Below are 25,294 nucleotides of genomic sequence, written 5' to 3'. Positions count from 1 at the left end.
GTCACCTCCTCGTCACGTTCGTCCCGGCACGTTGTCGAGCAGGGACGCCTGGGCCAGGTACGCCCGGGTCGCGTCGGGGTCGCCGGCGATCGCCCGCAACCCGTCCATGGCCGCGGCCAGCCGGGCGCTGTCGTGCTCGCGCACGCCCACCAGCCGGGTCTCGCCGCGCGGCAGCACCCGCTGCATCAGCACCGAGCGCCGCCGCCACGCCCACGCCTCCAGCGCGGCCGGCCGGGCACGGCCGCGCAGCACGGCGGCGATCACCTGGGCGGCCTCTGCGGCGTCGTGGATGCCGGCGTTCATGTTGAGCCCGCCGACTGTCGAGGTCAGGTGCGCCGCGTCGCCGACGAACAGCACCCGCCCGCACCGGTACGAGGGCAGCACCCCCCGCGACAGGCCGAACCGGTCCGCGCCGGCCACCCGGATCGGCCCGCCCGCGCCCGGCAGCGCCCGGCGCACCAGCATCGACAGGTTCCCCTGGGACAGCGGCTCGTGCCCGTCCACGGGGATCTTGAAGATGATCCGCCAGTGGTCGGAGAGCCCGAACAGGGTGCACGAGTGCTGGACGTCGCGCACGTACGTGAGCGGCGCGAGGCTCGGCAGCAGCCGGTCCAGCGGCGAGTCGGTGAAGACCCGCAGCGCCTGCGCGATGTGCCCCGACCGGGGGAACGGCAGCCCCAGCGCGGCCCGTACGGTGCTCTGCGCGCCGTCGGCCGCGATGAGGTAGCGGGCCCGCGTCCAGGTGTGGCCCACGCGGACCCGGATGCCCGTACCGCCCTCGGCCACGCCGTCCACGCGGGCGCCGAAGCGTACGTCGGCGTCGCCGTAGACGGCGAGCGCCCGCAGCAGCAGCGGCGTGAGCGCGTTCTGGTCGGCGTGGACGCGGAACGGGTGCCGGGTCAGCCCGTCCAGCCGGTTCATGCCCATCTCGGCGAGCACGGTGCCGAGCCGGTCGCGCCACTGGACCCGGTCCACGACCCGCCCCCCGGCGACCAGCGGCGCCGCCACGCCCAGCCCGTCGAGCAGGTCGAGCGTGGCCGGGTGGAAGGTGCAGGCGCGCGGCTGGCGTGGCGGCTCGTTCCCGCTCTCCAGCACGGTGACCGGGATCGCCGCCCTGGCCAGCGAGAGCGCCGCGGTCAGTCCCGCGGGGCCCGCGCCCACCACGATGACGCCGTTCATGCCGGGCGCCTCCCCTGCGCGGGGACCGGGCTCCCCTGCGGCGGCACGGGGCCTGCCTGCGCCGGGACGTGACCTCCCTGCGCGGGGACGCGGCTGCGGTGGGGGACGCGGCTCAGCGTCACGTGCTGGCCGGTGGCCCGTGACAGCGCCCACCAGGCCGTGCAGAGGTTCGAGGTGAGCAGCAGCCGGTCGTTGCCGGTGCTCAGCGGGCCGAGCACGGGCAGCGTGGGCAGGCCGGTGCCGGTGAACAGCAGCACCGCGTCCTCGGGCACGTCGGCCAGCTCGACCTGGCTGATCAGCTCGGAGGGGGTGACCGCGTACGAGGAGTAGCCGGTCTTGGCGCGCACCTGCACCGTCTGGGTGACCGTCAGCCCGGCGGTCTTCCAGAAGCGCTCGGCGAGCTCCGTCAGCCACGGCTGGTACGGCGACACCAGCACGATGTCGCTCACCCCGACGTGCGCCAGCGCCTCGCGCGTGGCGAGGGTGGACGAGGCGAACGGCGCGCCGGCCGCCGCGCTCAGCCTCGCGCACTGCTCGCGGTCCTCGTCGGGGCCGAGCAGGTAGCGGGGCTCGCTGCAGGCCATGACCATGGCGTTGAGCGGCAGGCCGTCGAAGGCGTACACCATGAGGGGGAGCTCGTCGTTGTAGCTCTCCAGGCGCTCGGCCAGGGGCAGCCCGCGCCGTACGGGGAAGCGGGCCACGTGCATGTCGGCCCGTGACCCGAGCAGGCGGGTCAGCTCCGGCTCCGCCGACGGGTTCGCGGGCGCCACGATCACGCCCACCCTGCCGCGGCTCACCACCGAACGAGTGCGCATCGAGGTCTCCTCGGGAGCGGCGGGATCAGTGCGCACGGGCGTCGGTCGGCGTCTGGGCGGGCACCTTGCGAATTCTGCGCAGCCGGTGCGCGCCGCGTGCTTCCGTCTCGGCGCCGGGTTCGTCGTGCGGCGGCCCTGGCCGGGCCGGGCGAACCTCGTGTGGTCGTGACCTGCGCGTCTCGTCCGTGAGCATGTCCGCTCCTGTCTATCGGTGCATGGCTGGGCTGGTGACCCGATGAAACCGGTCGCGCACGGAGTGGGCGGAGGGCCGGCTCGGCATCGCCGGCCCTCCACCTGCCGCGCGCTGAGATCGACGTTGAGATCGATGGTGAGATCGACGTGCGGTCTCATGGCCCGACGCAGCGGCGACCCGCACCAGCGCCGCGGAGTCGAGCGGAACGGCGGCCATCAGGACGGCCACCAGCACGGAGGAACGCTTGGGCACCGGACCGTTCCCGAACGGCCGGCCGATCAGCACAGCGGCGCCCGTCACGCCGATCGCACTGCCCGGCATCGCCCCCATGCCGATGGCCTCGGACACGGAGACGCGCCTCGCGCGGCCTCCGCACGGGACGGGACCCCCGCCAGAGATGATCCCGTCCCTAGTGGTCATCAGCATTTCGGTGAAGTGATCTGTCGTCGGGGCCGCGCGCCGCCGGGGGCGGGGCGAGACCCCGCACCCCGGCGAACGCGGACCAAGCCGACCCCAGGCGCTGTCCTCCGGGTTGGCCAGCACGCCAGCCGCTACCGCGCTGGCCAACAGCACCGCGCCGACTTTGTCGGGCACGTGCCGCACGGTGCCGGGAAGGCAGGACAGCGCCGGGGCCAGCGCCAGGCGCGCCGCCGGTCCCCTTGGGGGGACGAGCGGGCCGGGCCGGCCGGTCGTGACCGGCCGGCGCCCGCTCCCGGGCGGCGGCGCGTACGTGTGGAGTGAAGCGGTCGTCATCGCGAGGTCACCGCGCTCAAGGCCCGGTTCGGCACGCTGACGCAGACCATGCGCTCGGTCAGCCCGGCCCGCTGGCCCAGGCCGGCCCGCTCGGCCGTCCGGCCGGCGTGCCGGGACCGCGTTCCGCCCGCGCGGGCGGCGGCCGGCATCGCGCCGCCGGCGACCATCCGCGCGACCTTGGCCGCGAGCGCCAGGTGCTCGCCGCAGCGCCGGCCCACCTTGGCCTCCAGCCCGGCCACCTGGGCCAGGCGGAGCCGCATGGGCTCCAGCGACGACGTACGTTCGAGGCCGTCGAGGTCGGCCAGCCGCTCGGGCCAGCGCAGCAGGTGGCGGCAGCGCGCCTCCACCTCGGCGGCGAGGTCCTGGGCGGGGAAGCCGTCGTGCAGCAGCCGGGTGGCGGCCATGACGGCGGTGAACGCCGTACGGTCGAAGTCGGCGAGCCGTCCCGACAGCGCCGCGCCCAGCATCCTCGCGCGGTGGCTGAGGCACACCGAGCTCCAGCCGAGCAGCAGCAGCCGGTCGGGCCCGGTCTCCGTGTGCCAGCCGGCCAGCCGCAGCTCGCGGGCCATCCGGTGGTAGTGCCGCCAGCGGTCGCCGGCGTCGTCCAGCCAGACCTGTACGCCGCCCAGTGGCAGATCGGCGACGTGCACGTCCACCCCGGCGACGCGGCCGCAGATGCGGTGTACCACGCGCTCCTGCGGGGAAGGGACCGAATCCTCTTGGAACCAGGAACCGCCCGAGACTTCCATGGTCACCTCCGGCCACCTCCTCGTCGGGGAACTCTCTCCAGAATCTTCCGGCCGTTAAGCCTCACTTATCAACGTGCTCCGATAGTCTGCTTTGGAAGGGGGCTATGTCAACTGACAGTTTCCGCATAAGTTGGTTCCCACCCGCGGGGCAGAGCTAGCCCGCATGGCGGGGGACACCGGGCCCCGCGTCCCTTACGCTGGAAAAGTTCACGGGCAGTAGGAGGTGTGCCGTGGCGAACTTCGCCGAGCGGCTCGATCTCGCGCTGACCAAGCGCGGATTCACGGGCGCGCAGGTCGCCTCCACGCTGACGGAGGCGGGCATCCCCATCACCCGCGCCTACGTCAGCCAGCTCCGCACGGGCAAACAGACCAACCCGACGCTCCAGGTGCTGCGGGCGCTGGCCTCCTGCCTCCAGGTGAGCGTGGGCTGGCTGGTCGGCGACGACCACCTGGAGTCCGGCGCGGTGGAGGACCTCCAGGTGCGCGCCGCGACGCTCGGCCTGTCCGCCTCGGGCCTGTCCGAGGCGTCGCTGAGCGTGCTGCGCGGCGTGGTCGACCTCGCGCGCAGGGCCGAGGGCCTGCCCGACGAGCCCGGGCCCGAGCCCGCCGACGGCATCCCCGAGGCCGCCGCCCCGCTGAGCGGCCCGCAGCGCCGCGCGCTCGGCCGCCGGCTGCACGGGCTGCGGCTGGCCGCCGACCTCACGGTCGAGCAGGTCGAGACCGCGCTCGGCAAGGGCGCGGCGCCGATCCCCGCCATCGAGGAGGGCCGGCTCGCGCCGCCGCCGATCACCGTCGAGCGGCTGCTCACCCTCTTCGGCGTCGGCTCGCCGCCGATCCGCGAGTACGTCCTGTCGCTGGCCCGCGGCGAGCGCGAGGCCGCCTGGTACGACGCGCACTCCATCCCGGTCTGGCTGGCCACCACCTACGCGCTGGAGCAGCGGGCCACGCTGATCCGCACCTTCCACACCCAGTTCGTGCCGCCGCTGCTGCAGACCGAGGACTACGCCCGGGCCGCGATCACCGTGATGGGCCCGGCCACGCTCGGCCAGCCGACGGTCGAGGAGGCGCTCGCCCTGGTGACGGCCCGCCAGGAGGCGCTCAACCGGGAGAGCGGCGTCGTGCTGTGGGCGATCATCGACGAGAGCGTGCTGCTGCGCTCGATCGTCGGCAGGCACATCCAGCTGCGCCAGCTGGAGACGCTGATGGACCAGGCCAAGCGGCCCAACGTCTCGCTGCACGTGGTGCCGATGGACGACCCGGCGTACGTGCCGCGCACCGGCCCCTTCACGCTCTGGCGCTTCGCGGAGGCGTACGAATCCGACATCGCCTGCGCGCACGGCATCGAGCGCGACGAGCTGCTCACCGACAACGGCGCGGTGGAGGCCTACCACCAGGCGTTCACCAAGCTGTCGGTGACGACGACCACCCGCGAGGAGACCGTCGAGCTGCTGAGCGCCCATTGCGAAAGGCTTTCGCGTTCGCTCGGAAAGTGATCGTTCTCGGCGGTTAGCCAGATATACCCAAAACTAATGGCATTTCGTGTTGTTTTCTCTCACCCGGCGGGGATCATAGGTTCTGGGTCATCGAGTGGGGTCCGAAAGGACAACTTTTCCCGAGATTGTGGGCGAGGGGAAAGGGGCAACACTCAATGCGTCAGCGTGCCATCCGAAACCTGGCGAAGCTGGAGATGACCCAGGCCAGTGCCACCCGCATCCTCGACGCGGCCGCGGGTGGAAAGAACAACTTCGTGGCCGACCGGGATGCGATGCGGCGTTATGACATCGCGGCTCCGATCACCACGAAAGCCGCGCGGGCGGTGCTCCACCATGTGCGCCGAGTGGTGCGCTGGCTGGCCGCCGAGCGCGTCGAACAATTCGTCATCGTCGGCAGCGGTGTTCCCTCCGGGCTGCCCGCCGGCCGGCAGTTGCACGACGTGGCCCGCGAGGCGCTCCCGGGCGGCCGGCCCAGGGTCGTCTACGTGGAGAACGACCCCATGGTGCTGGCCGGGGCACGGGCGACCATCGAGCCCGTCACCGATCTGGTCCGCGTCGTGGAGGGCGACGTACGCGACATCGACGAGGTCCTCGACGACCACGTCATGCGCACCTTCCTCGACTGGGACCGGCCCGTGGCGGTGCTGCTGCTGTCGACCCACAGCCTGAACGACGAGGAGTACTTCCACTACGTGATCAAGCGCGTCCGCCAGGCGGTGCCGGAGGGCAGCTTCCTGTCGCTGCTGCAGACCACGTTCGACGCGGTGCCGCCCGAGCTGCTGCCCGCCATCCACGACCTGCTGGCGATGACGCTGCCCGGTCACGCGATCCGCGCCAGGGAGGAGGTGGCGGCGCTGCTGGACGGCCTGGAGCTGGTCGATCCGGGGCTGGTGTGGGTCCCGGAGTGGCGGCCCGACGGTCACGACGCCGGCGGCCTGGACGACCCGAGCGCGTCGGGCACCTACGGCGCGGTGGCCCGCGTCCCGTGACGCGGGCTCAGTTGACGCGGGCTCAGTTGACATGGGCTCAGTCCCACCAGAACGACCACGCGTGCCCGCCGATGATCTGCTCGGCGTACCCCCGCAGGTCGCCGGGGCCCTGCACGACGTTGTCCGGGCAGAACGTCCAGTGCTCGGCCGCCACGTGCAGCGCGTGCTCCGGGTCCACCGGCGGGGCGGCCACGCTCAGTTCGAGCGTGTTGAAGCCCACGCTCACCACCCGCGCCCCGAACCGCTCCTCCCAGCTCCGCACGACCGCCGCCATCGGCACCATCCACTCGTTGTGGTGCAGCGCCCCCTGCCAGCCCATCACGGCCAGCGCGTCCGCCCCGCGTCCCGCGGCGACCAGGCCGAGCGGCAGGCCGCGCGCGGCCAGCCGGTCCGCGTACCAGTCGGCGACCGCCTCAGGATCGGCCCTCAGCTCGCCCGGCGGCGCCGGGCCCGGGCAGATCGCGCCGTACGGCTCCAGCTCCTCCATCGCGTCCGCCGGCATCTGCGCCACCCACTCCTGCCACACCTCCGTCATGAAGCCCTCGGGGGTGAAGTGGTCGATCTGGCGGGGATCGTCGGGGACGACCTGCCCCACCGCCCACGGCTGCGCGGACTCGTCCAGCAGCAGCGGCCACAGCCCGCTGTGCGGATGCCAGGCGCGCATGAGCGCCCAGTCCTCGCCGGCGACCGGGTCGGAGCTCATCCAGAACGCGGGCGTCACCGCCCGGCCCTGCCCCGTGTAACCGGGATCGGGCCAGACCAGCTCGCCCGGAGGCAGCGACGCGCCGAGGCTGCGCCCCCTGCCGCCGTCGGGGAACAGCCGGCACAGCTCCTTTGGCAGCCGGTGATCGTTCATGCCCTACCGTTCCGATACCGAATCCTGTCTCGGAGATGGTAGTGCCGACGATCGCTCAGGGGCCTTCCGGTGGTACGGGAAAAGGCGCGAGCTGCGACAATGAGCACTGTGATCCGGTTTGATGCGGTCCTGTCGGACCTTGACGGAGTGCTGCGCCAGTTCGACCACGGCGTCCAGGCCGAGATCGAGGCCCGTTACGGCCTGCCGCTGCGGAAGACGGCCTTCGATCCCGCCCTGATCGGGCCGCCCACGCTGGGACTCGCCACCGAGAGCGAATGGGCGGAGTCCGTCGTCGCCGCGCTCGGCGGGGGAGAGGCGGCCAGGCAGGCGGTCGCCGAGTTCCTGGAGGTGCCGTTCTTCGTCGACGAGGAGGTCAGGGCGCTGCTGGCGAGCGCTCAGCGGCACGTCCCGGTGATCCTCGTGACCAACGCCATGGACACCGTGGAGGAGCATCTCGACCGGCTGGGCCTGCGTCACTTCGCCGACGACCTGGTCAGCAGCCACCGGGTGCGGGTGGCCAAGCCCGACCCGCGCATCTACGAGATCGCCGCCGAGCGGGCCGGCGTGCCGCCGGAGCGGTGCCTGTTCGTCGACGACCGGCTGCCGAACGTCGAGGCCGCCCGGGCCCTCGGCATGACCGGGGTGCACTTCCGGACGGCGGCCGACCTGGCGGCCGTGCTCGCCGGCGCGTTCTGACCTCTGGGTCCTGAAGGGGTTGTTTCCGGCGCGGCTCGCGCCGGCCGCGCCGGAAACGCCTGCGGGACCGCCGTCCCCGGCTCGCTGTCTCGGCGAGCTGCGCTCCTCGCCGGGCGAGCAGCCCGCCGGGGACGGCGGCGCGAGAGCGCCGGCCTAATACCCGCCGTACGGGTTCTGGGAGGACGGCGAGGTGGTGGCTGGGGCGCTCGTCTTGTGCCCCGAAGGGTGCCTCGGGGAGGCGGACGGGTTGGCCGCCGCGCCGGTGGAGGTCGGCTTCACGCCCTGCGGGGTGATGACGCCGATCAGGCCGTGCTTGGTGCCGTCGATGCCCGCGGAGAACCACAGGGAACGCTCGCCGCCGGTGGCCGCGGTGCCCGGCTCCAGGTCCCACAGGCCCGGCAGCACGATCGGCCGGCCGTTCGCCGTGGTCAGCGCGCCGAGGTGACGGCTGCGCTTGTAGGCGTGCACGGTGCCGTCGCCGAAGTTGCCGACGAGCAGGGCGCCGGCGTACTGGCCCCAGCCCTTGGGCGCCGCGGTGATGCCCCAGGGGGCGTTGAGCCCGACGCGGGAGATGCGGCCGGTGACGCGGCCGGAGGCGTTGAACCGGCTCACGAAGCCCTTGCCGTTGCCGAAGACCGGCTTGCCGGTGGACGGGTCGCGCAGCGCGTACGACACCCAGATGTTGCCGTTGGCCACCGCCACGTTGTAGGCGTGGTAGTTGCTCGGCACCCCCGGGTCCCTGAACTGCCAGCGCGACAGGTTGATGCGCTGGAAGTCCTGGTCGAAGGCGTGGACGCGGCCACCGGCGAAGTCGGCGGCCAGCAGGAAGGCGTCGTCCTCGGTCTGGACGAGCTCCAGCCCCTTGTAGTCGGCGCCCCGGGTGAACGCGGCGATGACGGCGTTCTTCGGGTCCACCTCGGCGTTCCAGCCGGTGATGGCGCCGCTCGGGCTGGAGAAGATGAACGTGGCGGGCTTGCCCTTGACGGTGAAGCCGCTGCCGGGGTTGAAGACCTGGCCGGTGGGTGCTCCGCCGGGGATCCACACCTCGGTCTGCTCCTTCTTGCCGGTGCCGGAGTAGACCGTGGCGGTGCCGGTGCCCGTGTTGGAGACCCACAGTGTCTTGCCCATGGCCAGGCCCCACGGGTTGACGACCTTGGCGTCGGTGACCGGGGCTTTGCCCTGGACGTCCGACACAAGGTTGGTGACGTCGAAACGAGTCCTGGTGGTGGCGTGTGCGGGAGTGGTGAGAGTCGCTCCCAAGACGACCGCAACAGCGCAGAGTGTGATGATGCGTGGCCGCATCCGTTGCCTCCTAGTTAGCGCTTGTGACGGGAGGTACGTGGACGGGCGAAGGCAGGTTCAGGTTCCGTCATGGGGAAAAATCGTCAGGCGAATTTCATCGCGCCGGATGGGGGAAGGGACAGGCATGAACGTGCTGGGCATCGACATCGGCGGTTCGGGGATCAAAGGCGCCCCCGTGGACACCGACGCCGGAGAGCTGACCGAGGAGCGCCTGCGGATCCCCACCCCGGAGCCGTCGCGCCCCGAGGCGGTCGCGGACGCCGTACGCCAGATCCGGGAACACTTCGCCTGGACCGGGCCGGTCGGGGTGACCTTCCCCGGCGTGATCGTGGAGGGCGTGGTGCGCACGGCCGCCAACGTCGACCGGTCGTGGATCGGGGTGGACGCGGCGGCGCTGTTCGGCGGCGCGAGCGTGCTCAACGACGCCGACGCGGCCGGCGTGGCCGAGATGAGGTTCGGCTGCGGGCGCGGCGAGAAGGGCACCGTGCTCATGCTGACCTTCGGCACGGGCATCGGCAGCGCCCTGTTCCGCGACGGCGTGCTGGTGCCCAACACCGAGCTGGGACACCTGGAGCTCCACGGCAAGGACGCCGAGCACCGGGCCTCCTCGCGGGCCCGCGAGGAGCACGACCTGAGCTGGGAGAAGTGGGCCGAGCGGGTCCAGGAATACCTGGAGCACGTGGAGATGTTGTTCTCCCCGTCGCTCGTCGTGATCGGCGGGGGCGTCAGCAAGAAGGCCGAGAAGTTCCTGCCGCACATCAAGCTGCGCACCCGCGTGGTGCCCGCCGGGCTGCAGAACGAGGCCGGCATCATCGGCGCGGCCCTGGCCGCCCGCCCCTGACCCGCTCCGACCCCGCTGACCAGTGACCTGCCGATATTGGGATGCGCCGGTCGCGGGCGGTGGGGCACGATGGGCCGTTGGCTCCGCTTCTGCGCGGCTCAAATATCCTTGAAAGCAGTATGGGAACGCCTTCCGTGTCCTCTCCGCTCGCCGACCTCCAGTCCCGCCTGCCCGAGCTCATGCCGCGCGACCAGCGGCGGCTGCGGCGCAGGCTCGACGGCATGCGCCGGGTCCGCTCCCGCGACACCCGGGACAAGATCGTCGCGGAGATCCTCGCCGACGTCGAACGTGCCGAGCGGCGTCTCGAACGCCGCCGCGCCGCCGTGCCCGCCATCCGCTATCCGGAGAACCTGCCGGTCTCGCAGCGCAAGGACGACATCCTCGCCGCGATCCGCGACCACCAGGTCGTGATCATCGCCGGTGAGACCGGGTCCGGCAAGACCACCCAGATCCCGAAGATCTGCCTGGAGCTGGGGCGGGGCGTACGCGGCCTGATCGGCCACACCCAGCCCCGCCGCATCGCCGCCCGTACGGTCGCCGAGCGCGTCGCCGAGGAGCTGGGCACCGGGCTCGGCGAGGTCGTCGGCTACAAGGTGCGCTTCACCGACCAGGCGAGCGAGCGCACGCTCGTCAAGCTGATGACCGACGGCATCCTGCTGGCCGAGCTGCAGAACGACCGGATGCTCGACCAGTACGACACCCTGATCATCGACGAGGCCCACGAGCGCAGCCTCAACATCGACTTCATCCTCGGCTACCTCAAGCAGCTCCTGCCCAAGCGCCCCGACCTCAAGGTCGTCATCACCAGCGCCACCATCGACCCCGACCGCTTCTCCCGGCACTTCGACGACGCGCCGATCATCGAGGTCTCCGGCCGCACCTTCCCGGTCGAGGTGCGCTACCGGCCGCTGGAGGAGGACGACGACCAGACCCAGGGCATCGTCAACGCCTGCCGCGAGCTGGTCACGGAGGGGCCGGGCGACATCCTCGTGTTCCTGTCCGGCGAGCGGGAGATCCGCGACGCGGCCGACGCCCTGGCCAAGGCCGAGTTCCGCAGCACCGAGATCCTGCCGCTCTACGCCCGGCTCAGCGCGGCCGAGCAGCACCGCGTCTTCCAGTCGCACACCGGCCGGCGCATCGTCCTCGCCACCAACGTGGCCGAGACCTCGCTCACCGTTCCCGGCATCAAATACGTCGTGGACCCCGGCTTCGCCCGCATCTCCCGCTACAGCCACCGCACCAAGGTCCAGCGCCTGCCCATCGAGCCCATCTCGCAGGCCAGCGCAAACCAGCGCAAGGGCCGATCGGGCCGCACCTCCGACGGCATCTGCATCCGGCTGTACGAGGAGGAGGACTTCCTCGGCCGGCCCGAGTTCACCGACCCCGAGATCCTGCGGACCAACCTGGCCTCGGTCATCCTGCAGATGACCGCGATCGGGCTCGGCGACATCGAGGCGTTCCCGTTCGTCGAGCCGCCGGACCGCCGCCAGGTCAAGGACGGCGTCAACCTGCTGCACGAGCTGGGCGCCTTCGACGAGCAGGGCCGGCTCACGCCGGTCGGCCGCAAGCTCGCCACCCTGCCGGTCGACCCGCGGCTCGGCCGCATGGTGCTGGAGGCGGAGAAGAACGGCTGCCTGCGCGAGGTCATGGTCATCGCCGCCGCCCTGTCCATCCAGGACCCGCGCGAGCGGCCGGCCGACAAGCAGCAGCAGGCCGACGAGAAGCACCGGCGTTTCGCCGACCCCGACTCCGACTTCATGGCCCACCTCAACCTGTGGAACTACCTGCGCGAGAAACAGCGGGAGCTGTCCTCCAGCGCGTTCCGCCGGCTGTGCAAGGCCGAGTTCCTCAACTACCTGCGCGTACGCGAGTGGCAGGACATCTACAGCCAGCTCCGCCAGTCGCTCGGCGTGCAGCCCGACAGCACCCCCGCCGACCCCTACCACGTGCACGTGTCGCTGCTGGTCGGCCTGCTGTCGCACATCGGTGTCAAGGACGTGCTCGACAAGCAGCGCCCGGCCGACGGCGGCCGCCGCCCGATTCAGGAATACCTCGGCGCCCGCAACGCCCGCTTCGCGATCTTCCCCGGCTCGGCCCTGGCCAAGAAGCAGCCGCAGTGGATCATGTCGGCCGAGCTCGTCGAGACCTCCCGGCTCTGGGCGCGGGTCAACGCCAAGATCGAGCCCGCCTGGGTCGAACCCCTCGCCCAGCACCTGGTCAAACGGAGCTACTCCGAGCCCCACTGGGAGAAGAACCAGGGCGCGGTCATCGCCATGGAGAAGGTCACGCTCTACGGCGTGCCGCTCGTCGTCGGCCGCAAGGTCAACTACGGCCGCATCGACCCCGACCTGTGCCGCGAGCTGTTCATCAGGCACGCCCTCGTCGAGGGCGACTGGGACACCCACCACCGCTTCCTCAAGGACAACCGCAAGCTGCTCGGCGAGGTCGAGGAGCTGGAGAACCGCGCCCGCCGGCGCGACATCATGGTGGGCGACGAGGCCCTGTTCGACTTCTACGACCAGCGCCTCCCCGCCGACGTGGTCTCGGCCCGGCACTTCGACGCCTGGTGGAAGACGGCCAGGCAGGAGACGCCCGACCTGCTCACGTTCTCGCCGGAGATGCTGGTCAACGAGGGCGCCGACGTCAGCGCCCGCGACTACCCCGACACGTGGAAGCAGCTCGGCCAGCGGATGCGGCTGACCTACCAGTTCGAGCCGGGCGCCGACGCCGACGGCGTCACCGTGCACGTGCCGCTCCAGGTGCTCAACCAGGTCGGCTCCGACGGCTTCGACTGGCAGATCCCCGGCCTGCGCGAGGAGCTGATCACCGCGCTGATCCGCTCCCTGCCGAAGAACCTGCGCCGCAACTTCGTGCCCGCCCCCAACTACGCCAAGCAGGTGCTGGCCGCGGTCAAGCCCGGCGGCGAGCCGTTGCTGGCCGCCGTGGAGCGCGAGTTGCTGCGCCTGACCGGCGTACGGGTGCCGCGCGAGTCCTGGCAGCTCGACCAGATCCCTGACCACCTGCGGATCACGTACCGCGTGATCGACGAACGCAAGCGCACGCTGGCCGAGGACAAGGACCTCGACGCGCTCAAGCGCCGCCTCGCGCCCCGGCTGCGCCGGACGCTCGCCGAGGCCGGCGACGACCTGGAGCGTACGGGCCTGCGCACCTGGAGCTTCGGCAGCCTGCCGAAGGTGTTCGAGCAGGGCCGGATGAAGGGCTACCCGGCGCTCGTGGACGCCGGTGAGTCCGTCTCCATCAAGATCTTCGAGACCGAGGCCGAGCAGCGCCGCGCCCACTGGCCAGGCGTGCGCCGCCTGCTCCTGCTCAACGTCACCAACCCGGCCAAGTCCCTGCTGGCCGGCCTGAACAACCAGGCCAAGCTTGCGCTGTCGCGCAGCCCGCACGGCGGCGCGGTCGCGCTCTTCGACGACGTGGTCAACGCGGCCGTCGACCAGCTCATGGGGGAGGCCGGCGGCCCCGCCTGGGACCCGGTCGCCTTCGACCGGCTCTACCAGCACGTCCGCGCCGAGCTGCACGACACGGCGGCCGGGGTGCTGGCGAAGGTGGAGCAGATCCTGGCCGTGTGGCACGAGGCGACGGCCCGACTCGACGCCATGCGCCCGAGCGCCGCCACCGACGACGTGCGCGACCAGCTCGGCCACCTGATCTACAAGGGGTTCGTCACGGCGACCGGTCACCGCCGCCTGTCCGACCTGCTGCGCTACATCCGCGCCGTCGAGCGCCGCCTCACGAAGCTGCCCGAGGACCCGTGGCGCGACCAGGAGTGGATGGACCGGGTGCACAAGGTCGAGGACGACTACCACGAGCTGCTGGACAAGCTGCCGCCGGCGCGGCGCGGCGATCCCGACGTGGTGGAGATCCGCTGGATGATCGAGGAGCTGCGGGTCAGCTTCTTCGCCCAGACCCTGGGCACGCCCACGCCGATCAGCGAGAAGCGCATCACCAAGGCGATGGACAAGCTCACATCATGAAGACCGAGGTGTCGAGCTCGAAGTCGACGGGGGCGGGCAGGCGCAGCGGCTTGCCCATCGGGACGGTGGAGATCGACCGGTAGACGCCGTCGGCGATGTCGCTGTGCACGGTGACGGCAGGCACCTCGGGCACGGGGTCGATCAGCAGGTAGACGGGCACCCGGCCGACGGCGTAGAGGTGCCGCTTCTCCTCGCGGTCGATGTGCACGCTGCTGGGCGAGACCACCTCAGCGACCATGATCACGTAGGACGACAGCACCTCCTGCCCCCAGCGCGCACAGTGCGGCGGCACCAGCACGTAGTCGGGCGCGAGGGAGTCGCGGGGGCCTTCTATGCAGACGGACGGGCCCTGGGGTGATCCGCGCCAGCCCCGCTCCCGGCGGAGCGGCTGGAGGGCGTCGTGCAGATCGGCGGCCATCCACAGGTGCTCGGGGGTGCCCATCGGGCTCACGATCAGTTTCCCCTCGATGACCTCGGCCCGGAAGCCGGGGAGGGAGGGCAGGGCATCGAACAAATCTCTCGCGGTGTGCGGCACACGCATGCTGGTGTCCTCTGGCTGAGTGGCCGGAGGCTCGGTCGCCATGGCTACCATCGGACCTATCCCTTCGTATTCGAACGGGCACGCTAAGTATCGCACAGCCGCCACTCGGAGAGGCCCCAGCGCGTGGCAGAATTCCGGTTTGCGGTTGAATGTCGGATGCGGGGGAAATCGATGGTCAAGGCTGTGGTGTTCGACGTCGGCGAGACGCTGATCGACGAGACGCGCATCTGGACGCGGTGGGCCGAGCGGATCGGCGTGAGCTACTTCGTGCTCATGGGCGCGCTCGGCGGCATGGCGGCGCTGGACCGGTCGCACAGCGAGGCGTTCGAGATCATCCGGCCGGGCATCGACCTCGACGCCGAGGAGGCGGCGTGGGAGCGGGACGACCCGGACGGGCTGCGCAACCACTTCGACGGCGACGACCTCTACCCGGACGTCCGCCCGGCGCTCGGGGCGCTGCGCGAGGCCGGCTACCAGGTGATCATCGCGGGCAACCAGCCGCGCCGCGCCTACGACGCGCTGGCCGCGATGGAGCTGCCGGCCGACTCCGTCCACACCTCGGACGGATGGGGGGTGGCCAAGCCGCAGCCGGAGTTCTTCGCCAAGGTCGCGGCGGTCGCGGGACGGGAGCCGGAGGAGATCCTCTACGTCGGCGACCGGCTCGACAACGACGTGCTCCCTGCGGGGCGGGCTGGCATGCGCACCGCGCTGCTCCGCCGCGGCCCCTGGGGCTATCTGCACGCCGCGCGGCCGGAGGCACGGGTCGCCGACGTGATCGTCGACGACCTGCACGAGGTCCTGGAGGCGGCGCGGCGGCTGACGTAGCGGCGGCGCGGCTCACCTCAAGACGGCGCGGCCCACCCGAAGTCGGCGGGGCTCATCCGAAGTCGGCGGGGCTCACCTGAAGTCCTCGTCGAGGTCCTCGCCCAGGTCGATGTGGATCGCCCGCTCCTCGGCCGACAGGTCGCCGCCGTCGGGGCCCTGGTCCTCGGCGACCTCCTCGTCCTCCCGATCCGGCTCCAGGCCCTCGTCGGGCTGCGTGAGCCGGTGCATCGAGCGCGGCTCGTGCAGGCGCTCGGGCGCCTCGCGCCACAGCCGCTCGTCGAGCGTGTCCCGGTGCCTCGGGTCGTCGGGGACGACCTCGTGGTTGAGCCCTAGGTCGTCGGTCCACTCCGAGACCTCGATGTCCTGTTCGTCGCTCATTCCGAACCGGTCCGGAGGTAGTTGACTCATAAGGTTCCCCTACCCCCGGACAGGTACGAAATCCTAAGAATCAGCCCGCTTGAGGGCTTTGGCCAGCTCTTCCTTGTCCATCTGCGAACGGCCGGGGATGTCGGCCCGCTGCGCCTGCTCGTACAGCTCGGCCTTGGTGGTGTCGCCGGTGGTCGGGGCGGTCGCGCCGAGCGCCTTGAGCTCGGCGTTCCTGCGCTCCTGAAAGGCCCGTCCGAGCTCCTGGAGCCGCTTGTCGTCGGCCGACTTCCGAAGCTGGGGCAGGAGGTCGCTCTCCTCCTCCTCGACGTGGTGCTGCACCGACTCGACGAGCTTCTCCAGCGTGGAGCGGAACTCGGGGGTGCCGGGCGTGGCCCGTACGAGTGCGTCGAGCAGGACCTCGGCCTCCTTGTGCTCCTCGACGCCGTGGTGGGCGTCGATGCCGGGGTAGACGCGGTCCTCCTCGGCACGGGCGTGCGCGACCAGGAGGGCGTGCAGCTCGGCCACGGTGGCCTTGGTGTCGCCCTCGCCCTTCTTGAGCCGGTCGAAGAGGGATTCGACGGTCCGGTGGTCCTGGGTGATCAGGGTGATGACGTCGGTTGCCATGGGGTCAAGCGCTACCCAAGGGAAGGCATCCCAATCGGCCGGGGTCACTCCAGCTCGCGCAGGCGCTCGCGGGTGCGCCTCAGCTCCTCGCGGAGTGCGGCGAGCTCGCGTTCGAGCTCCAGGATGCGGCGGATGGCGATGAGGGTCATGCCCTCGTCGGCCATGCGGGTGACGTGCTGGACGATCAGGATGTCGCGGCGGGAGTAGCGCCGCTGGCCGCCCTCGGAGCGGCGCGGCGTGACCACGTCGTGCTGGTCGAGGCGGCGCAGGTAGGCCTGCTGGACGTTGAGCATCGCCGCCACCTGCCCGAGGGAGTAGAGCGGGGCGTGCTCGTCGTCGAAGGGCAGATCGGCCATCATGACCTCCTCATGGTACGGGGGCGGACGTGGACGCCCGCCCCCGCGCCGCGTGGGTCACGCCCTGATGGCCTTGGTGTCGCCTCGCCGGATCTCGACCTTGCGCGGCTTGGCCCGCTCCAGCACCGGGATGCGGACGGTGAGCACGCCGTTGGCGTAGCCCGCGTCGATCCGGTCGCTGTCGAGGTGCTCCGACAGGTAGACCCGGCGGGTGAAGACGCCCATGGGGCGCTCGCGCACGAACACCCGCTCGTTCTCGCCGAGCTCCTCCTCGCGGCGCGCGCTGACGCTGAGGACGCCGCGGTCCACGGTGACCTCGATGGAGTCGGGGTCGATGCCGGGAAGGTCGAAGCGCAGGACGACGTCGTCGTCGCGGCGCAGGCCGTCCATCGGCATGGCCGAGCCGTTGTCGAAGGTCTGCCGGGCCAGGCGGTTGAACTGCCGCTCGAACTCCTGGATGAACGGGTCGATCGAGGTGAGAAGCATGTCGGGACCTCCTCGCTGCGCTCTAGGTTGTATCTAACCTCCAACTGCAATTACAGGTTAGCTCCCGCGGGAAGGGCAGGCAACTGGGGTAAGGAAGACCTATCCGAACGGTTAGATCTGCGCGGGCGCGGGGCGGGGCCGTACCGCCTGCCGGAGGGTCCGGCCCGAGAGGCGGGCCAGCGCCACGGCCGCGAGCAGTGAGGCCGCCACGCAGCACACGCCGCCGATCTCCAGGGCGAGCCGGGGACCGAAGGTGTCGCTGAGCCAGCCCAGCAGCGGCCCGCCGAGCGCGCCCGCGCCCGCGCTGACGATGGACAGCGCCGCGATGATCCGGCCGCGCATCGCCTCGGGGCTGTCGAGCTGCGCCCGCGCGCTGACGGTGGTGTCCACGGTCACCGCGCCCGCCGCGATCGGCACCATCAGCGCCGCGAACGTCCACAACCCCGGCATGAGCCCGCTCAGCGCCTGCGCCGCCCCGGTCACGAACGTGGTGATCAGCAGCAGCCGGACGGTGAGGCGTGGCCGGGAGGCGGCGAGGAAGCCGCCGAGCACCGTGCCGACGGCGAAGACCGTGGACAGCAGGCCGTAGCCGCCCACGCCCGCCCCCAGGGGGCCGGCGCTCATGGCGGCCATCGTGACCTGGAAGTTGCGGCCCACGCTGCCCGAGACGAACCACAGCGCCAGCACCACGAGCAGCCAGGGGGTGCGCAGCACGAGCCGCAGTCCCTCCAGCACCGCGCCGGGCCGCCGCTCGGCCGCCTCCAGCTGGTGGAACTCCGCGCGCCGCATCGCCAGCACCGCCGCGATGACCACGAAGAACGTGGCCGCGTTGATGACGAACAGGCCGCCGTCGCCGGTGAGCGGCAGCAGCGCCCCGGCCAGGCTCATGCCCAGGATGCGGGCTCCGGAGCTGAGGATCGAGCCGAGCGCCATGGCGTTCGGCAGGTCGTCGGGCGGCACGACCTCGGCGCCGAAGCGGCCGAGCGCCGGCCCGCCGAGCGCCCCGATCACGCCGCTGAGCAGCGCCACCATGTAGATCGGCGCCACCGACGAGACCCCCGTGTACGCGATCACGGCCAGCGCGGCCGCCAGCGCCGCCTGCGCGAGCTGCGCGGCGATCACGACGGGACGGGTCGGCAGCCGGTCGGCGAGCGCCCCGCCCCACATCCCCAGCAGCAGGGTCGGCAACGCCTGTACGACGAGGCTGACGCCGACGCTGGTCGCGGAGTCGGTGATCGTCAGGACGAGCCAGTTGAGGCCGAGGACCTGCATCCAGGTGCCGGTGACGGAGACGATGTCGGCCCCAGCCCACAACCGGTAGTTGTGGTGGCGGAGAGCGCGGAACGTGGAGGATGACGGGGGCAACACGGGGGTCCTAGCCTTGAACTTGCAAACCGGAGGTCCGAACGTGCGGATCCGGGAAGCACATTCCGGCCTGACCGAAATGTGAGGCAGAACACGTTTAAAAGGCGATTATGCGGACAGCAGCTCCGGCCGATCCCGGCTGACGAGCGCCGCGTAGTGACCGCCCGCCGCCATCAGCTCCTCATGGGTGCCGCGCTCGGCGATCCGGCCCCGGTCGAGCACCACGATCTGGTCGGCGTCCCGCACCGTGGACAGCCGGTGCGCGATCGTGATCGTCGTACGCCCCCGCGCCAGCGCGTCCAGCGCCTCCTGCACCGCCCGCTCGGTCTGCGTGTCGAGCGCGCTCGTGGCCTCGTCGAGGATCAGCACCGGCGGGTCGCGCAGCAGCGTGCGCGCGATGGCCAGGCGCTGCTTCTCGCCGCCGGAGAAGCGGTAGCCGCGCTCGCCCACCAGCGTGTCGTACCCGTCGGGGAGCGCCGCGATGTGGTCGTGGATGCGCGCGGCCCTGGCCGCCGCCTCCAGCTCCTCGTCGCTCGCGTCCGGACGGGCGAAGCGCAGGTTGTCGGCGATCGAGGCGTGGAAGAGATAGGTCTCCTGCGAGACCACGCCGACGGTCGCGCTCAGCGTCTCGAACGTCAGCTCCCGCACGTCCACCCCGTCGATGGTCACCCGGCCGCCGGTGACGTCGTACAGGCGGGGTGGCAGGTAGCTCAGCGTGGTCTTGCCCGCGCCCGTCTCGCCCACGACCGCCACCCTCGACCCGGCGGGTACGGTGAGGTCCACGCCGCTCAGCGTGGGCGTGTCGCCGTAGGCGAACTCGACCCCCTCGAAACGCACCTCGCCGCGCACCCGCTCCAGCGTCCGCGTGCCGGGCCGGATGTCGACCGGCAGGTCCAGGTACTCGAAGATGCGCCCGAACAGCGCCAGCGACGTCTGCACCTCCACGCCGAGCCGCAGCAGCGACACCGCCGGCCGGAACAGGCTGGTCTGCAACGTCGTGAACGCCACCAGCGTCCCGACCGAGATGGCCCCCGTGTGGCCGACCGCCCAGTAGACCACCGCCGGCATCGCGGCCATGACGATCTGGATGGACGCCTGCCGCCACCGCCCGGACATGCTCATCCGTACGCCGAGGTCGGCCAGCTCGTCGGAGGCGCGGCCGAAGCGCTCGGTCAGCGCGTCGGAACGGCCCATCGTGCGGCCGAGCAGGATGCCGCTGACCGACAGCGACTCCTGGACCATCGAGGCGATGGTGGCGAGCTTGCGCTGCCGTTCGGAGGTGATGCGCTTGCGCTCGGCGCCGACCCTGCGGCTGATCCACACGAACAGCGGCAGCAGCAGGAGCGAGATCACGGTCAGCCGCCAGTCGAGTGCGACCATGGCGGCGATCGTCGCGATCACGGTGGTGAGGTTCGAGACGAGGGAGGAGGCGGTCGAGGTGACGACCTGCTGCATGCCGCCGATGTCGTTGGCGATGCGGGACTGCACCTCGCCGGTCCTGGTGCGGGTGAAGAAGGCCAGGGACATGCGCTGGAGGTGCGCGTACACGGCGATGCGCAGGTCGTGCATCACCCGCTGGCCGACCGTCGTGGAGATGAGCGTCTGCAGCACGTCGAACACGCTGGTGGTGACGGCCACCGCGATCATGCCGAGGGCCAGCAGCGCGAGCAGCCCGGCGTCCCTGGCCGGGATGGCGACGTCCAGCACCTCGCGGAGGAGGAACGGCGAGGCGAGCGACACCAGCGACGACAGCAGGATGAGCGCGCCCACCAGGGCCAGCCGGCTCCGGTAGGGGCGGAACAGGGTGATGATGCGCCGCAGCGGCGCCCGTGGTTCCTCCGCCAAGTGGTGCTCCTTTCAGATGGGCACTCAAACAGAGGTTAACTCATATTTGTTCCGGCTAAACTGTCGGCATGGGTGAGAGAGAGCTGGCGGAGCTGATGCACCTGGTCAACCGGCGGCTGCGGCACGGCTACGTGCGGCGGCTGGTCCCGATGGGGCTCAGCCCGAGCCACGCGCGAGCGCTGCGGGTGCTCGCCGCCGACCCGGGGCGGCCGCTGCGCATGGTCCGGCTCGCCGAGGAGCTGCGCATCGTGCCGCGCTCGCTCACGCCCGTCGTGGACGCGCTGGAGGAGGCGGGGCTGGTGCGGCGGCGTACCGATCCGGCGAACCGCCGCTCCACGCTGGTCGAGCTGACGCCGGAGGGGAGGGCGGCCGACGAGCGGGCCCGCGACGCGCGCCGGCGGGCGGGCGAGGAGCTGTTCGCCGTGCTCACGCCGGGGCAGCGCGAGCAGCTGGGCGAGCTGCTCGCCACCGTGGACGCGGCGGCCGAGGCGAGGGGACGCGACCTGGAGCAGGCCCGCGAGGGGTGACCGCGCTACTCAGGGGTGCCCGCGACGATCGCGCCGCCGAGCACCGTGCCGGCGCACGGCGCCCCGGCCAGCAGCGCCGCGTACGGATAACGCCCGCGCGCGTCGTGCACCGCGAAGTCGGCCCGCGCCCCGGGACCCAGCGTCCCGATGCGGCCCGCCCCCTGGTCCATGCCCAGCGCCCGCGCCCCGCCCAGCGTGGCCGCCGCCACCAGCCGCCGGTCCAGCGCGCGGGGGCGCAGCCCGAGCTCGCGGGCCCGCCGCCGTACGTCCGCCGCCAGCGCGAGCGGCCCGCCCGGCAGCCCGAGACAGCCGAAGGCGACGATGTTGCCCTCCTCCAGCAGGGCCAGCACGTCCGCCGCGGGATGCGCGGGGCCGACGGCCACGGCCGTGCGGCGCAGCCGCAGCAGCTTGCGCTCGCCGGGGTCCAGCGGCCGGGAGCAGATCGTGTGGCACAGCGGCCCGAGCACCCCGGCCTCGTCGAGGGCGACGGGCGCGTGGGTGTCGAGGTCGGCCAGCAGCCGCAGCCCGAACGTACGGGCCAGCATCGCCACGTCCTCCAGCACCTGCGGATCCCGGGTGCGGGCGGCGAGCCCGCACCCGCCCGGCCGGTCGGCCTCGCGGATGGCGGTGATGACGGCGTCCCGCTCGCGTGACTCCCATTCCTCCTCGGCGGCGCTGCGCACCTCGACGTAGGCGATGCCGGGCAGCCCGGCGGGCTCGTGCGGATCGCGGACCACCGTGGCGCGCGCGGTCACGCCGGGCTCGGGCGCCCCGGCCGCGCAGGCGTCCACCGCTCCGGCGACGATCATCCCGGGCCAGCGGTGCTCGGTCTCGACAGGAAAGTACGCGAGCAGCTCCGCCCGCGCCCCCACCTGCAGGACCCGGTCGCCGCGGACCACCACGGCCCCGTCGCGGAGCGGCGCGGCGCTGACGGGCAGCACGATCGGCGCGGAGTGGAGCACGACCGGCGCGGACGGGCGCCGCCGTCCCGAGCGCGGCCGGGCGAGCATCGGTCCCGCACGCGTCGCCAGCGGCATCAGCACTCTCCGTCCGATAACCCTTCAGGGCATTAAACGTGAGCCGGGCCAGGGAATCAATCAGGTCCAAGTACGCAAATCGCTAGGGCAAATCCCGAGGTGAGTAACGTCCCGACAGGCGGGCGAGCTTGAGGCTGAGATGCAGGGCCAGCCGCTCCTCGCCGTCCTTCAGATCGGTACGCGCGAGCGCCTCCACCCGCTGCAGCCGGTAGTACAGCGAGGTGCGGTGCAGCCGCAGCGCCCGCGACGTGGCCACCGCGCTGCCCGCCAGGTCGAGGTAGATCTCCAGGGTCTCCAGCAGCGGCAGGTGCTGGTCGTCGGCGAGCAGCTCCTCCAGCCCCGGATGCAGCTCCTGGGCGGGCAGGTGGGTGAGCATGCGGTACACGCCGAGCCGGTCCCACTCGGTCGTCCGGCCGAGCGCGGGGACACGGGCGGCGACCTCGGCCGCGTGCCGCGCCTCCCGGTACGACTCCGCCGCCTCCGCCAGCGCCGCCCGCTCCCGCCCGACCCCGACGACCACCGGCACCTGCATGGCCGCGTGCAGCTCGGCCGCCGCGAGCGCGGCCCCGGCCGTGAGCAGCACGCCGTGGTCGTAGCGGACCAGGTGCAGCGGATGGTGCCCGCTCAGCCGCCGCCGCAGCGCCAGCAGCCCCTGCTCCAGCGCCAGCCGCAGCGAGTCCGACGGCTCGGCCGCGAGCGGCCTGACCACGTGCACGGTGACCGCCCGCGCCTGCGGGAACGCGCCCGCCTCGATGAGCTGCCTGGCCGCGTCCCGCTCGCCGAGCAGCAGCCCGGTGACCGCCTCCAGCTCCCGGTGCGAGGCCAGCTCCGAGGCCAGGCTCTCGTGGTAGAGCGCGAGCGCCAGGCCGGGTAGGGCGGCCAGGGCCTCGCCGACCTGGGCGGCCGACATGGGCGGGTCCGAGTCGATGAACCACAGGAAGCCGAGCAGCCCGCCCGAGTGCCGGACCGGTACGCACACCCGCGGCAGCAGGCCCAGGTGCGGCGCGCCCGCGGTGCGGATGGGGGCGGTGGCCTCGTGGATGCCGGCCGACCGTAACCAGGCGCGCACCTCCGGCGTCGTACGACGGCGCAGGATCGAGTCGCGGCGGATGTCGTCCATGGCGCCGTTCTGCTCGCTGTAGGCCACGACGCGCTGCACCCGGTCCTCCAGCAGCAGGGGGCGGCCGAGACGGGCGGCGAGCTCGTCCACGGTCCGCTGGAGATCCGCCACGGAGACCCCTTCACCTGGATATTTCTGCGTTTGTAGGACAACTCGCTATGGGTCTTCCCTACAACTGCGCGATGATCTGGGTCAACAACGTCTATAGCGTCGTGTCGTGATTGTCCCGAAGAAGCTATTCAAGGGGCTGCTCGCGACCATCGTGATGGTTCCGATCGCGTTGGTGGCGACCCCAGCTTCCGCAGCACCCCCCAGCGACCCCGAGCACCCGTGGCGCCGCGCCCACTGGCCCCAGACGCAGCCGTGGCAGAGCGACACGCCCATGGACAGCGCCCAGACCCTGCGCGGGCGTCCCACGACGTCGGGCATCCAGCCGATCGACCCGCAGAACTGGGAGAATCCCGACAACATGACCTGGGCGGACTACAAGAAGCCGCCCGGCACCAAGTGGAACGACCCCAACGTCAAGGGCTCGCAGCGCACCTTCAAGGGCGCGCTCGTCCTGCTGGACTACCCGAACCAGCCGTTCGTCGTCACCCAGCCCAAGGGCTCGACGATCTTCGCGAACCCGAGCGCCGAGGCCCACGACGTCCCGCGTGACCAGGTCGCGAAGTTCTACCAGGACTTCCTCAACACCCCCAACGCGCTCAACAAGGGGCACACCATCCACGAGTACTGGATGGAGGACTCCGGCGGGCGCATCGGGGTCGAGCTGACCGGGTTCGGCCCGTACACGATGCCGGGCAAGGACCACGAGTACGCCATGGAGTACCAGCGGGACGCCTGCCCCGCCGGCGACACCTGCACGAAGAACCTGCGTAACGACGGCAACGCCGCTTGGCTCGCCGACGTCGGCCAGGAGGGCGCCGCCCAGTTCGACTTCGTCTTCTACCTGAGCGCCGGCCAGGACGAGTCGTCCACCTGGCAGGAGTTCGGCATGATGAAGTTCCCCACCAAGGAGGACGTGCCGGACGAGTGGGGCCCCGACGACCCCAACCTGCCCAACTGGTCCAGGACCCGCTACGTCGAGTGGACCTCCTGGCAGGCCGGCTCCACCTTCTGGCCGAACGCCCGCTTCGGCATCGACTCGGTGCAGGCCGAGAGCTCCGGCATGGGGGTCTACGCCCATGAGCTGAGCCACATCTTCGGCATCGCCGACAACTACAACAACCCGTACTCGGTGCCGCCGAAACGCGCCTACACCGGCATCTGGGAGATGCTGAGCCGCGGCAGCTTCAACGGCCCCGGCGGCCCGCACTCGCGCTGGCTCATCCCGCCGACCTCGGGCGGGTCCATGGGCGCGCAGCACATGCTGCGCAACAAGATCAAGCTCAACATGGTGGACGAGCAGAACGTGCTGCGCCTGTCCCGCCCCGCCCTCGCCCAGTCCGGCCTGGTCGTGGCCGACGTGCTGGCGCGGGCCGTGCAGCCCGGCAAGGACGAGCTGTCCGGCGTCAACATCGCCTTCGACGGCGCCGACAACAGCTCCTGCAACGCCGCCGACCCGCTGTGCGATGGCGGCGGCTACGAGAACTACACGGTCGAGGTCGTGGACCGCATGGGCGCCGACTCCTTCACCCCCGACTCGGGCGTCCTGCTGGCCAAGACCAAGAACCAGGACCGCTCCCCGTTCGAGTGGGTGATCGACGCCAACCCGCAGGACATCGGCATGACCGACTACGTCCTGCCGGACGGCACCAAGGTCCCGATCACCATCGGCGACTACCGCCAGCTCTCCGACGCGCTCTTCCACGCAGGCACCGGCTCCGGCAGCCAGTACGAGCACGTGGACGAGGCCAACCGCCTGCACTTCTACGTCCTCGACCTGAAGCGCAACAAGGACGGCGAGCTGACGTACAAGGTGGCCGTCCGCTCGCTGGACGGCGCGGGCCCGCAGCGGCGCGGCGTCAAGCTGCTGCCCGGCGCCGGCGTCCCCACCGGCAAGAACCTCTCCACCTGCACCTTCCCGCTGTTCAACACCGGCAAGGCGGCCCCGGCGCAGGGGCAGCACCCGGAGGACGTCAGCGCCTACCTCGGCTCCGACGTCTACCGGCTGTCGGCCGAGGTCAAGGGCAAGGGCTGGAACGTCCAGGTCCCGAACGAGCTGGCCGCCGTCGCCTTCGGCAAGCACGACACCGTGACCGTGAACGCGGTCCGCGACGCCGGCGGCGACCGCCTGGCGCAGGTCAAGCTCACGGCCACCTCCGAGAGCGACCCGACCAAGAAGATGACAGCCACCTGCCAGGTGATCGGCCTGTAGCGAGATCCCTCCGGGGAAACG

The 25,294-nt window shown here is 71.8% G+C and carries 23 protein-coding genes; 8 read left to right on the top strand and 15 right to left on the bottom strand.

Going from position 1 to position 25,294, the window contains the following annotated elements:
• Positions 1 to 12: 12 nt before the first annotated feature.
• The 4 genes from BMW85_RS39445 to BMW85_RS39435 form a co-directional block, all read right to left on the bottom strand.
• Positions 13 to 1,179 (bottom strand): FAD-dependent oxidoreductase, encoded by a 1,167-nt coding sequence (locus BMW85_RS39445; protein ID WP_091092086.1) that lies wholly within the window; start codon positions 1,177 to 1,179, stop codon positions 13 to 15.
• Entirely contained in the window at positions 1,176 to 1,994 is an 819-nt protein-coding gene (locus tag BMW85_RS39440; RefSeq protein ID WP_143082567.1) for a maleate cis-trans isomerase family protein, read from the bottom strand. Before BMW85_RS39440 ends, BMW85_RS39445 begins: the two co-directional genes overlap by 4 nt.
• A gap of 205 nt (positions 1,995 to 2,199) precedes the next feature.
• Positions 2,200 to 2,535 (bottom strand): hypothetical protein, encoded by a 336-nt coding sequence (locus tag BMW85_RS48900; RefSeq protein ID WP_143082566.1) that lies wholly within the window; start codon positions 2,533 to 2,535, stop codon positions 2,200 to 2,202.
• Positions 2,536 to 2,936: 401 nt separating this feature from the next.
• Positions 2,937 to 3,629: a hypothetical protein gene (locus BMW85_RS39435; protein ID WP_091092082.1), complete on the bottom strand. Its 693-nt coding sequence runs from the start codon at positions 3,627 to 3,629 to the stop codon at positions 2,937 to 2,939.
• A gap of 290 nt (positions 3,630 to 3,919) precedes the next feature.
• On the opposite strand from BMW85_RS39435, the gene BMW85_RS39430 reads away from it, so the two are divergent.
• Together BMW85_RS39430 and BMW85_RS39425 are read left to right on the top strand one after the other, a co-directional pair.
• Positions 3,920 to 5,182: a helix-turn-helix domain-containing protein gene (locus BMW85_RS39430; RefSeq protein WP_091092081.1), complete on the top strand. Its 1,263-nt coding sequence runs from the start codon at positions 3,920 to 3,922 to the stop codon at positions 5,180 to 5,182.
• 155 nt (positions 5,183 to 5,337) lie between these two features.
• Positions 5,338 to 6,171 (top strand): SAM-dependent methyltransferase, encoded by an 834-nt coding sequence (locus BMW85_RS39425; protein WP_245775325.1) that lies wholly within the window; start codon positions 5,338 to 5,340, stop codon positions 6,169 to 6,171.
• A 37-nt stretch (positions 6,172 to 6,208) separates the two neighbouring features.
• Here BMW85_RS39425 and BMW85_RS39420 read toward each other — a convergent pair whose 3' ends face one another.
• Entirely contained in the window at positions 6,209 to 7,027 is an 819-nt protein-coding gene (locus tag BMW85_RS39420) for a DUF4253 domain-containing protein (RefSeq protein ID WP_091092079.1), read from the bottom strand.
• A gap of 108 nt (positions 7,028 to 7,135) precedes the next feature.
• Here BMW85_RS39420 and BMW85_RS39415 point away from each other — a divergent pair, with 108 nt between their 5' ends.
• Positions 7,136 to 7,723 carry an HAD family hydrolase gene (locus BMW85_RS39415; RefSeq protein WP_218156142.1) on the top strand — a complete coding sequence of 196 codons (588 nt, stop codon included), beginning with the start codon at positions 7,136 to 7,138 and terminating at the stop codon, positions 7,721 to 7,723.
• Between the two features lie 153 nt (positions 7,724 to 7,876).
• On the opposite strand, the gene BMW85_RS39410 is transcribed toward BMW85_RS39415, so the two are convergent.
• Positions 7,877 to 9,025: a TIGR03118 family protein gene (locus BMW85_RS39410; protein ID WP_091092075.1), complete on the bottom strand. Its 1,149-nt coding sequence runs from the start codon at positions 9,023 to 9,025 to the stop codon at positions 7,877 to 7,879.
• A 124-nt stretch (positions 9,026 to 9,149) separates the two neighbouring features.
• Here BMW85_RS39410 and ppgK point away from each other — a divergent pair, with 124 nt between their 5' ends.
• Both ppgK and hrpA read left to right on the top strand, forming a co-directional pair.
• A complete protein-coding gene (gene ppgK / locus BMW85_RS39405) occupies positions 9,150 to 9,866 on the top strand; it encodes a polyphosphate--glucose phosphotransferase (RefSeq protein WP_091092074.1) in 717 nt (238 codons plus the stop codon).
• Positions 9,867 to 9,985: 119 nt separating this feature from the next.
• Positions 9,986 to 13,861 carry an ATP-dependent RNA helicase HrpA gene (gene hrpA / locus BMW85_RS39400; protein WP_091092072.1) on the top strand — a complete coding sequence of 1,292 codons (3,876 nt, stop codon included), beginning with the start codon at positions 9,986 to 9,988 and terminating at the stop codon, positions 13,859 to 13,861.
• Here hrpA and BMW85_RS39395 read toward each other — a convergent pair.
• Positions 13,851 to 14,402, bottom strand: a complete 552-nt coding sequence (locus BMW85_RS39395) for a Uma2 family endonuclease (protein ID WP_177241116.1) — start codon at positions 14,400 to 14,402, stop codon at positions 13,851 to 13,853. The genes hrpA and BMW85_RS39395 overlap by 11 nt on opposite strands.
• 171 nt (positions 14,403 to 14,573) lie before the next feature.
• On the opposite strand from BMW85_RS39395, the gene BMW85_RS39390 reads away from it, so the two are divergent.
• Positions 14,574 to 15,227 carry an HAD family hydrolase gene (locus BMW85_RS39390; RefSeq protein ID WP_091092068.1) on the top strand — a complete coding sequence of 218 codons (654 nt, stop codon included), beginning with the start codon at positions 14,574 to 14,576 and terminating at the stop codon, positions 15,225 to 15,227.
• Between the two features lie 72 nt (positions 15,228 to 15,299).
• Here BMW85_RS39390 and BMW85_RS39385 read toward each other — a convergent pair whose 3' ends face one another.
• The 6 genes from BMW85_RS39385 to BMW85_RS39360 form a co-directional block, all read right to left on the bottom strand.
• Positions 15,300 to 15,605: a DUF5709 domain-containing protein gene (locus BMW85_RS39385; RefSeq protein ID WP_091092067.1), complete on the bottom strand. Its 306-nt coding sequence runs from the start codon at positions 15,603 to 15,605 to the stop codon at positions 15,300 to 15,302.
• Between the two features lie 63 nt (positions 15,606 to 15,668).
• Positions 15,669 to 16,217, bottom strand: a complete 549-nt coding sequence (locus tag BMW85_RS39380; RefSeq protein WP_091092065.1) for a hemerythrin domain-containing protein — start codon at positions 16,215 to 16,217, stop codon at positions 15,669 to 15,671.
• 44 nt (positions 16,218 to 16,261) lie between these two features.
• On the bottom strand, positions 16,262 to 16,576 hold the full coding sequence (locus BMW85_RS39375) for a MerR family transcriptional regulator (RefSeq protein WP_091092064.1): 315 nt from the start codon (positions 16,574 to 16,576) through the stop codon (positions 16,262 to 16,264).
• Positions 16,577 to 16,630: 54 nt separating this feature from the next.
• Positions 16,631 to 17,059: an Hsp20/alpha crystallin family protein gene (locus BMW85_RS39370; protein ID WP_091092062.1), complete on the bottom strand. Its 429-nt coding sequence runs from the start codon at positions 17,057 to 17,059 to the stop codon at positions 16,631 to 16,633.
• A gap of 111 nt (positions 17,060 to 17,170) precedes the next feature.
• Positions 17,171 to 18,427, bottom strand: coding sequence for an MFS transporter (locus BMW85_RS39365; RefSeq protein ID WP_218156139.1), 1,257 nt, complete (start codon positions 18,425 to 18,427; stop codon positions 17,171 to 17,173).
• 105 nt (positions 18,428 to 18,532) lie between these two features.
• The gene (locus BMW85_RS39360; protein ID WP_091092058.1) at positions 18,533 to 20,269 is read right to left on the bottom strand and encodes an ABC transporter ATP-binding protein; all 1,737 of its coding nucleotides are present in this window, start codon (positions 20,267 to 20,269) and stop codon (positions 18,533 to 18,535) included.
• A gap of 68 nt (positions 20,270 to 20,337) precedes the next feature.
• On the opposite strand from BMW85_RS39360, the gene BMW85_RS39355 reads away from it, so the two are divergent.
• The gene (locus BMW85_RS39355) at positions 20,338 to 20,796 is read left to right on the top strand and encodes a MarR family winged helix-turn-helix transcriptional regulator (protein WP_091092056.1); all 459 of its coding nucleotides are present in this window, start codon (positions 20,338 to 20,340) and stop codon (positions 20,794 to 20,796) included.
• 5 nt (positions 20,797 to 20,801) lie between these two features.
• Here the strand turns inward: BMW85_RS39355 and BMW85_RS39350 are convergent, their stop codons facing one another.
• Together BMW85_RS39350 and BMW85_RS39345 are read right to left on the bottom strand one after the other, a co-directional pair.
• Positions 20,802 to 21,833 (bottom strand): amidohydrolase family protein, encoded by a 1,032-nt coding sequence (locus BMW85_RS39350; protein ID WP_091092054.1) that lies wholly within the window; start codon positions 21,831 to 21,833, stop codon positions 20,802 to 20,804.
• Positions 21,834 to 21,915: 82 nt separating this feature from the next.
• Entirely contained in the window at positions 21,916 to 23,064 is a 1,149-nt protein-coding gene (locus tag BMW85_RS39345; RefSeq protein ID WP_091092053.1) for a PucR family transcriptional regulator, read from the bottom strand.
• A 106-nt stretch (positions 23,065 to 23,170) separates the two neighbouring features.
• Between BMW85_RS39345 and BMW85_RS39340 the strand changes: the two genes are divergently transcribed.
• Entirely contained in the window at positions 23,171 to 25,273 is a 2,103-nt protein-coding gene (locus BMW85_RS39340) for a M6 family metalloprotease domain-containing protein (RefSeq protein WP_245775324.1), read from the top strand.
• The last annotated feature ends 21 nt before the right edge of the window (positions 25,274 to 25,294 follow it).

Origin of the sequence: Nonomuraea wenchangensis, from assembly GCF_900111685.1 — a bacterium.
Classification (GTDB): Bacteria; Actinomycetota; Actinomycetes; order Streptosporangiales; family Streptosporangiaceae; genus Nonomuraea; species Nonomuraea wenchangensis.
The sequence above is the reverse complement of the archived record's forward strand: the minus strand, read 5'-3'. Positions and strand labels throughout refer to the sequence as shown.

Coding starts and splice junctions, on each gene's coding strand:
- BMW85_RS39350 (WP_091092054.1), bottom strand. CDS start 21,833: ATGCCGCTGGCGACGCGTGCGGGACCGATGCTCGCCCGGCCGCGCTCG.
- BMW85_RS39380 (WP_091092065.1), bottom strand. CDS start 16,217: ATGGCAACCGACGTCATCACCCTGATCACCCAGGACCACCGGACCGTC.
- BMW85_RS39390 (WP_091092068.1), top strand. CDS start 14,574: ATGGTCAAGGCTGTGGTGTTCGACGTCGGCGAGACGCTGATCGACGAG.
- BMW85_RS39420 (WP_091092079.1), bottom strand. CDS start 7,027: ATGAACGATCACCGGCTGCCAAAGGAGCTGTGCCGGCTGTTCCCCGAC.
- BMW85_RS39395 (WP_177241116.1), bottom strand. CDS start 14,402: ATGCGTGTGCCGCACACCGCGAGAGATTTGTTCGATGCCCTGCCCTCC.
- BMW85_RS39440 (WP_143082567.1), bottom strand. CDS start 1,994: ATGCGCACTCGTTCGGTGGTGAGCCGCGGCAGGGTGGGCGTGATCGTG.
- BMW85_RS39385 (WP_091092067.1), bottom strand. CDS start 15,605: ATGAGCGACGAACAGGACATCGAGGTCTCGGAGTGGACCGACGACCTA.
- BMW85_RS39410 (WP_091092075.1), bottom strand. CDS start 9,025: ATGCGGCCACGCATCATCACACTCTGCGCTGTTGCGGTCGTCTTGGGA.
- BMW85_RS39445 (WP_091092086.1), bottom strand. CDS start 1,179: ATGAACGGCGTCATCGTGGTGGGCGCGGGCCCCGCGGGACTGACCGCG.
- BMW85_RS39425 (WP_245775325.1), top strand. CDS start 5,338: ATGCGTCAGCGTGCCATCCGAAACCTGGCGAAGCTGGAGATGACCCAG.
- ppgK (WP_091092074.1), top strand. CDS start 9,150: ATGAACGTGCTGGGCATCGACATCGGCGGTTCGGGGATCAAAGGCGCC.
- BMW85_RS39355 (WP_091092056.1), top strand. CDS start 20,338: ATGGGTGAGAGAGAGCTGGCGGAGCTGATGCACCTGGTCAACCGGCGG.
- BMW85_RS39370 (WP_091092062.1), bottom strand. CDS start 17,059: ATGCTTCTCACCTCGATCGACCCGTTCATCCAGGAGTTCGAGCGGCAG.
- BMW85_RS39375 (WP_091092064.1), bottom strand. CDS start 16,576: ATGATGGCCGATCTGCCCTTCGACGACGAGCACGCCCCGCTCTACTCC.
- hrpA (WP_091092072.1), top strand. CDS start 9,986: ATGGGAACGCCTTCCGTGTCCTCTCCGCTCGCCGACCTCCAGTCCCGC.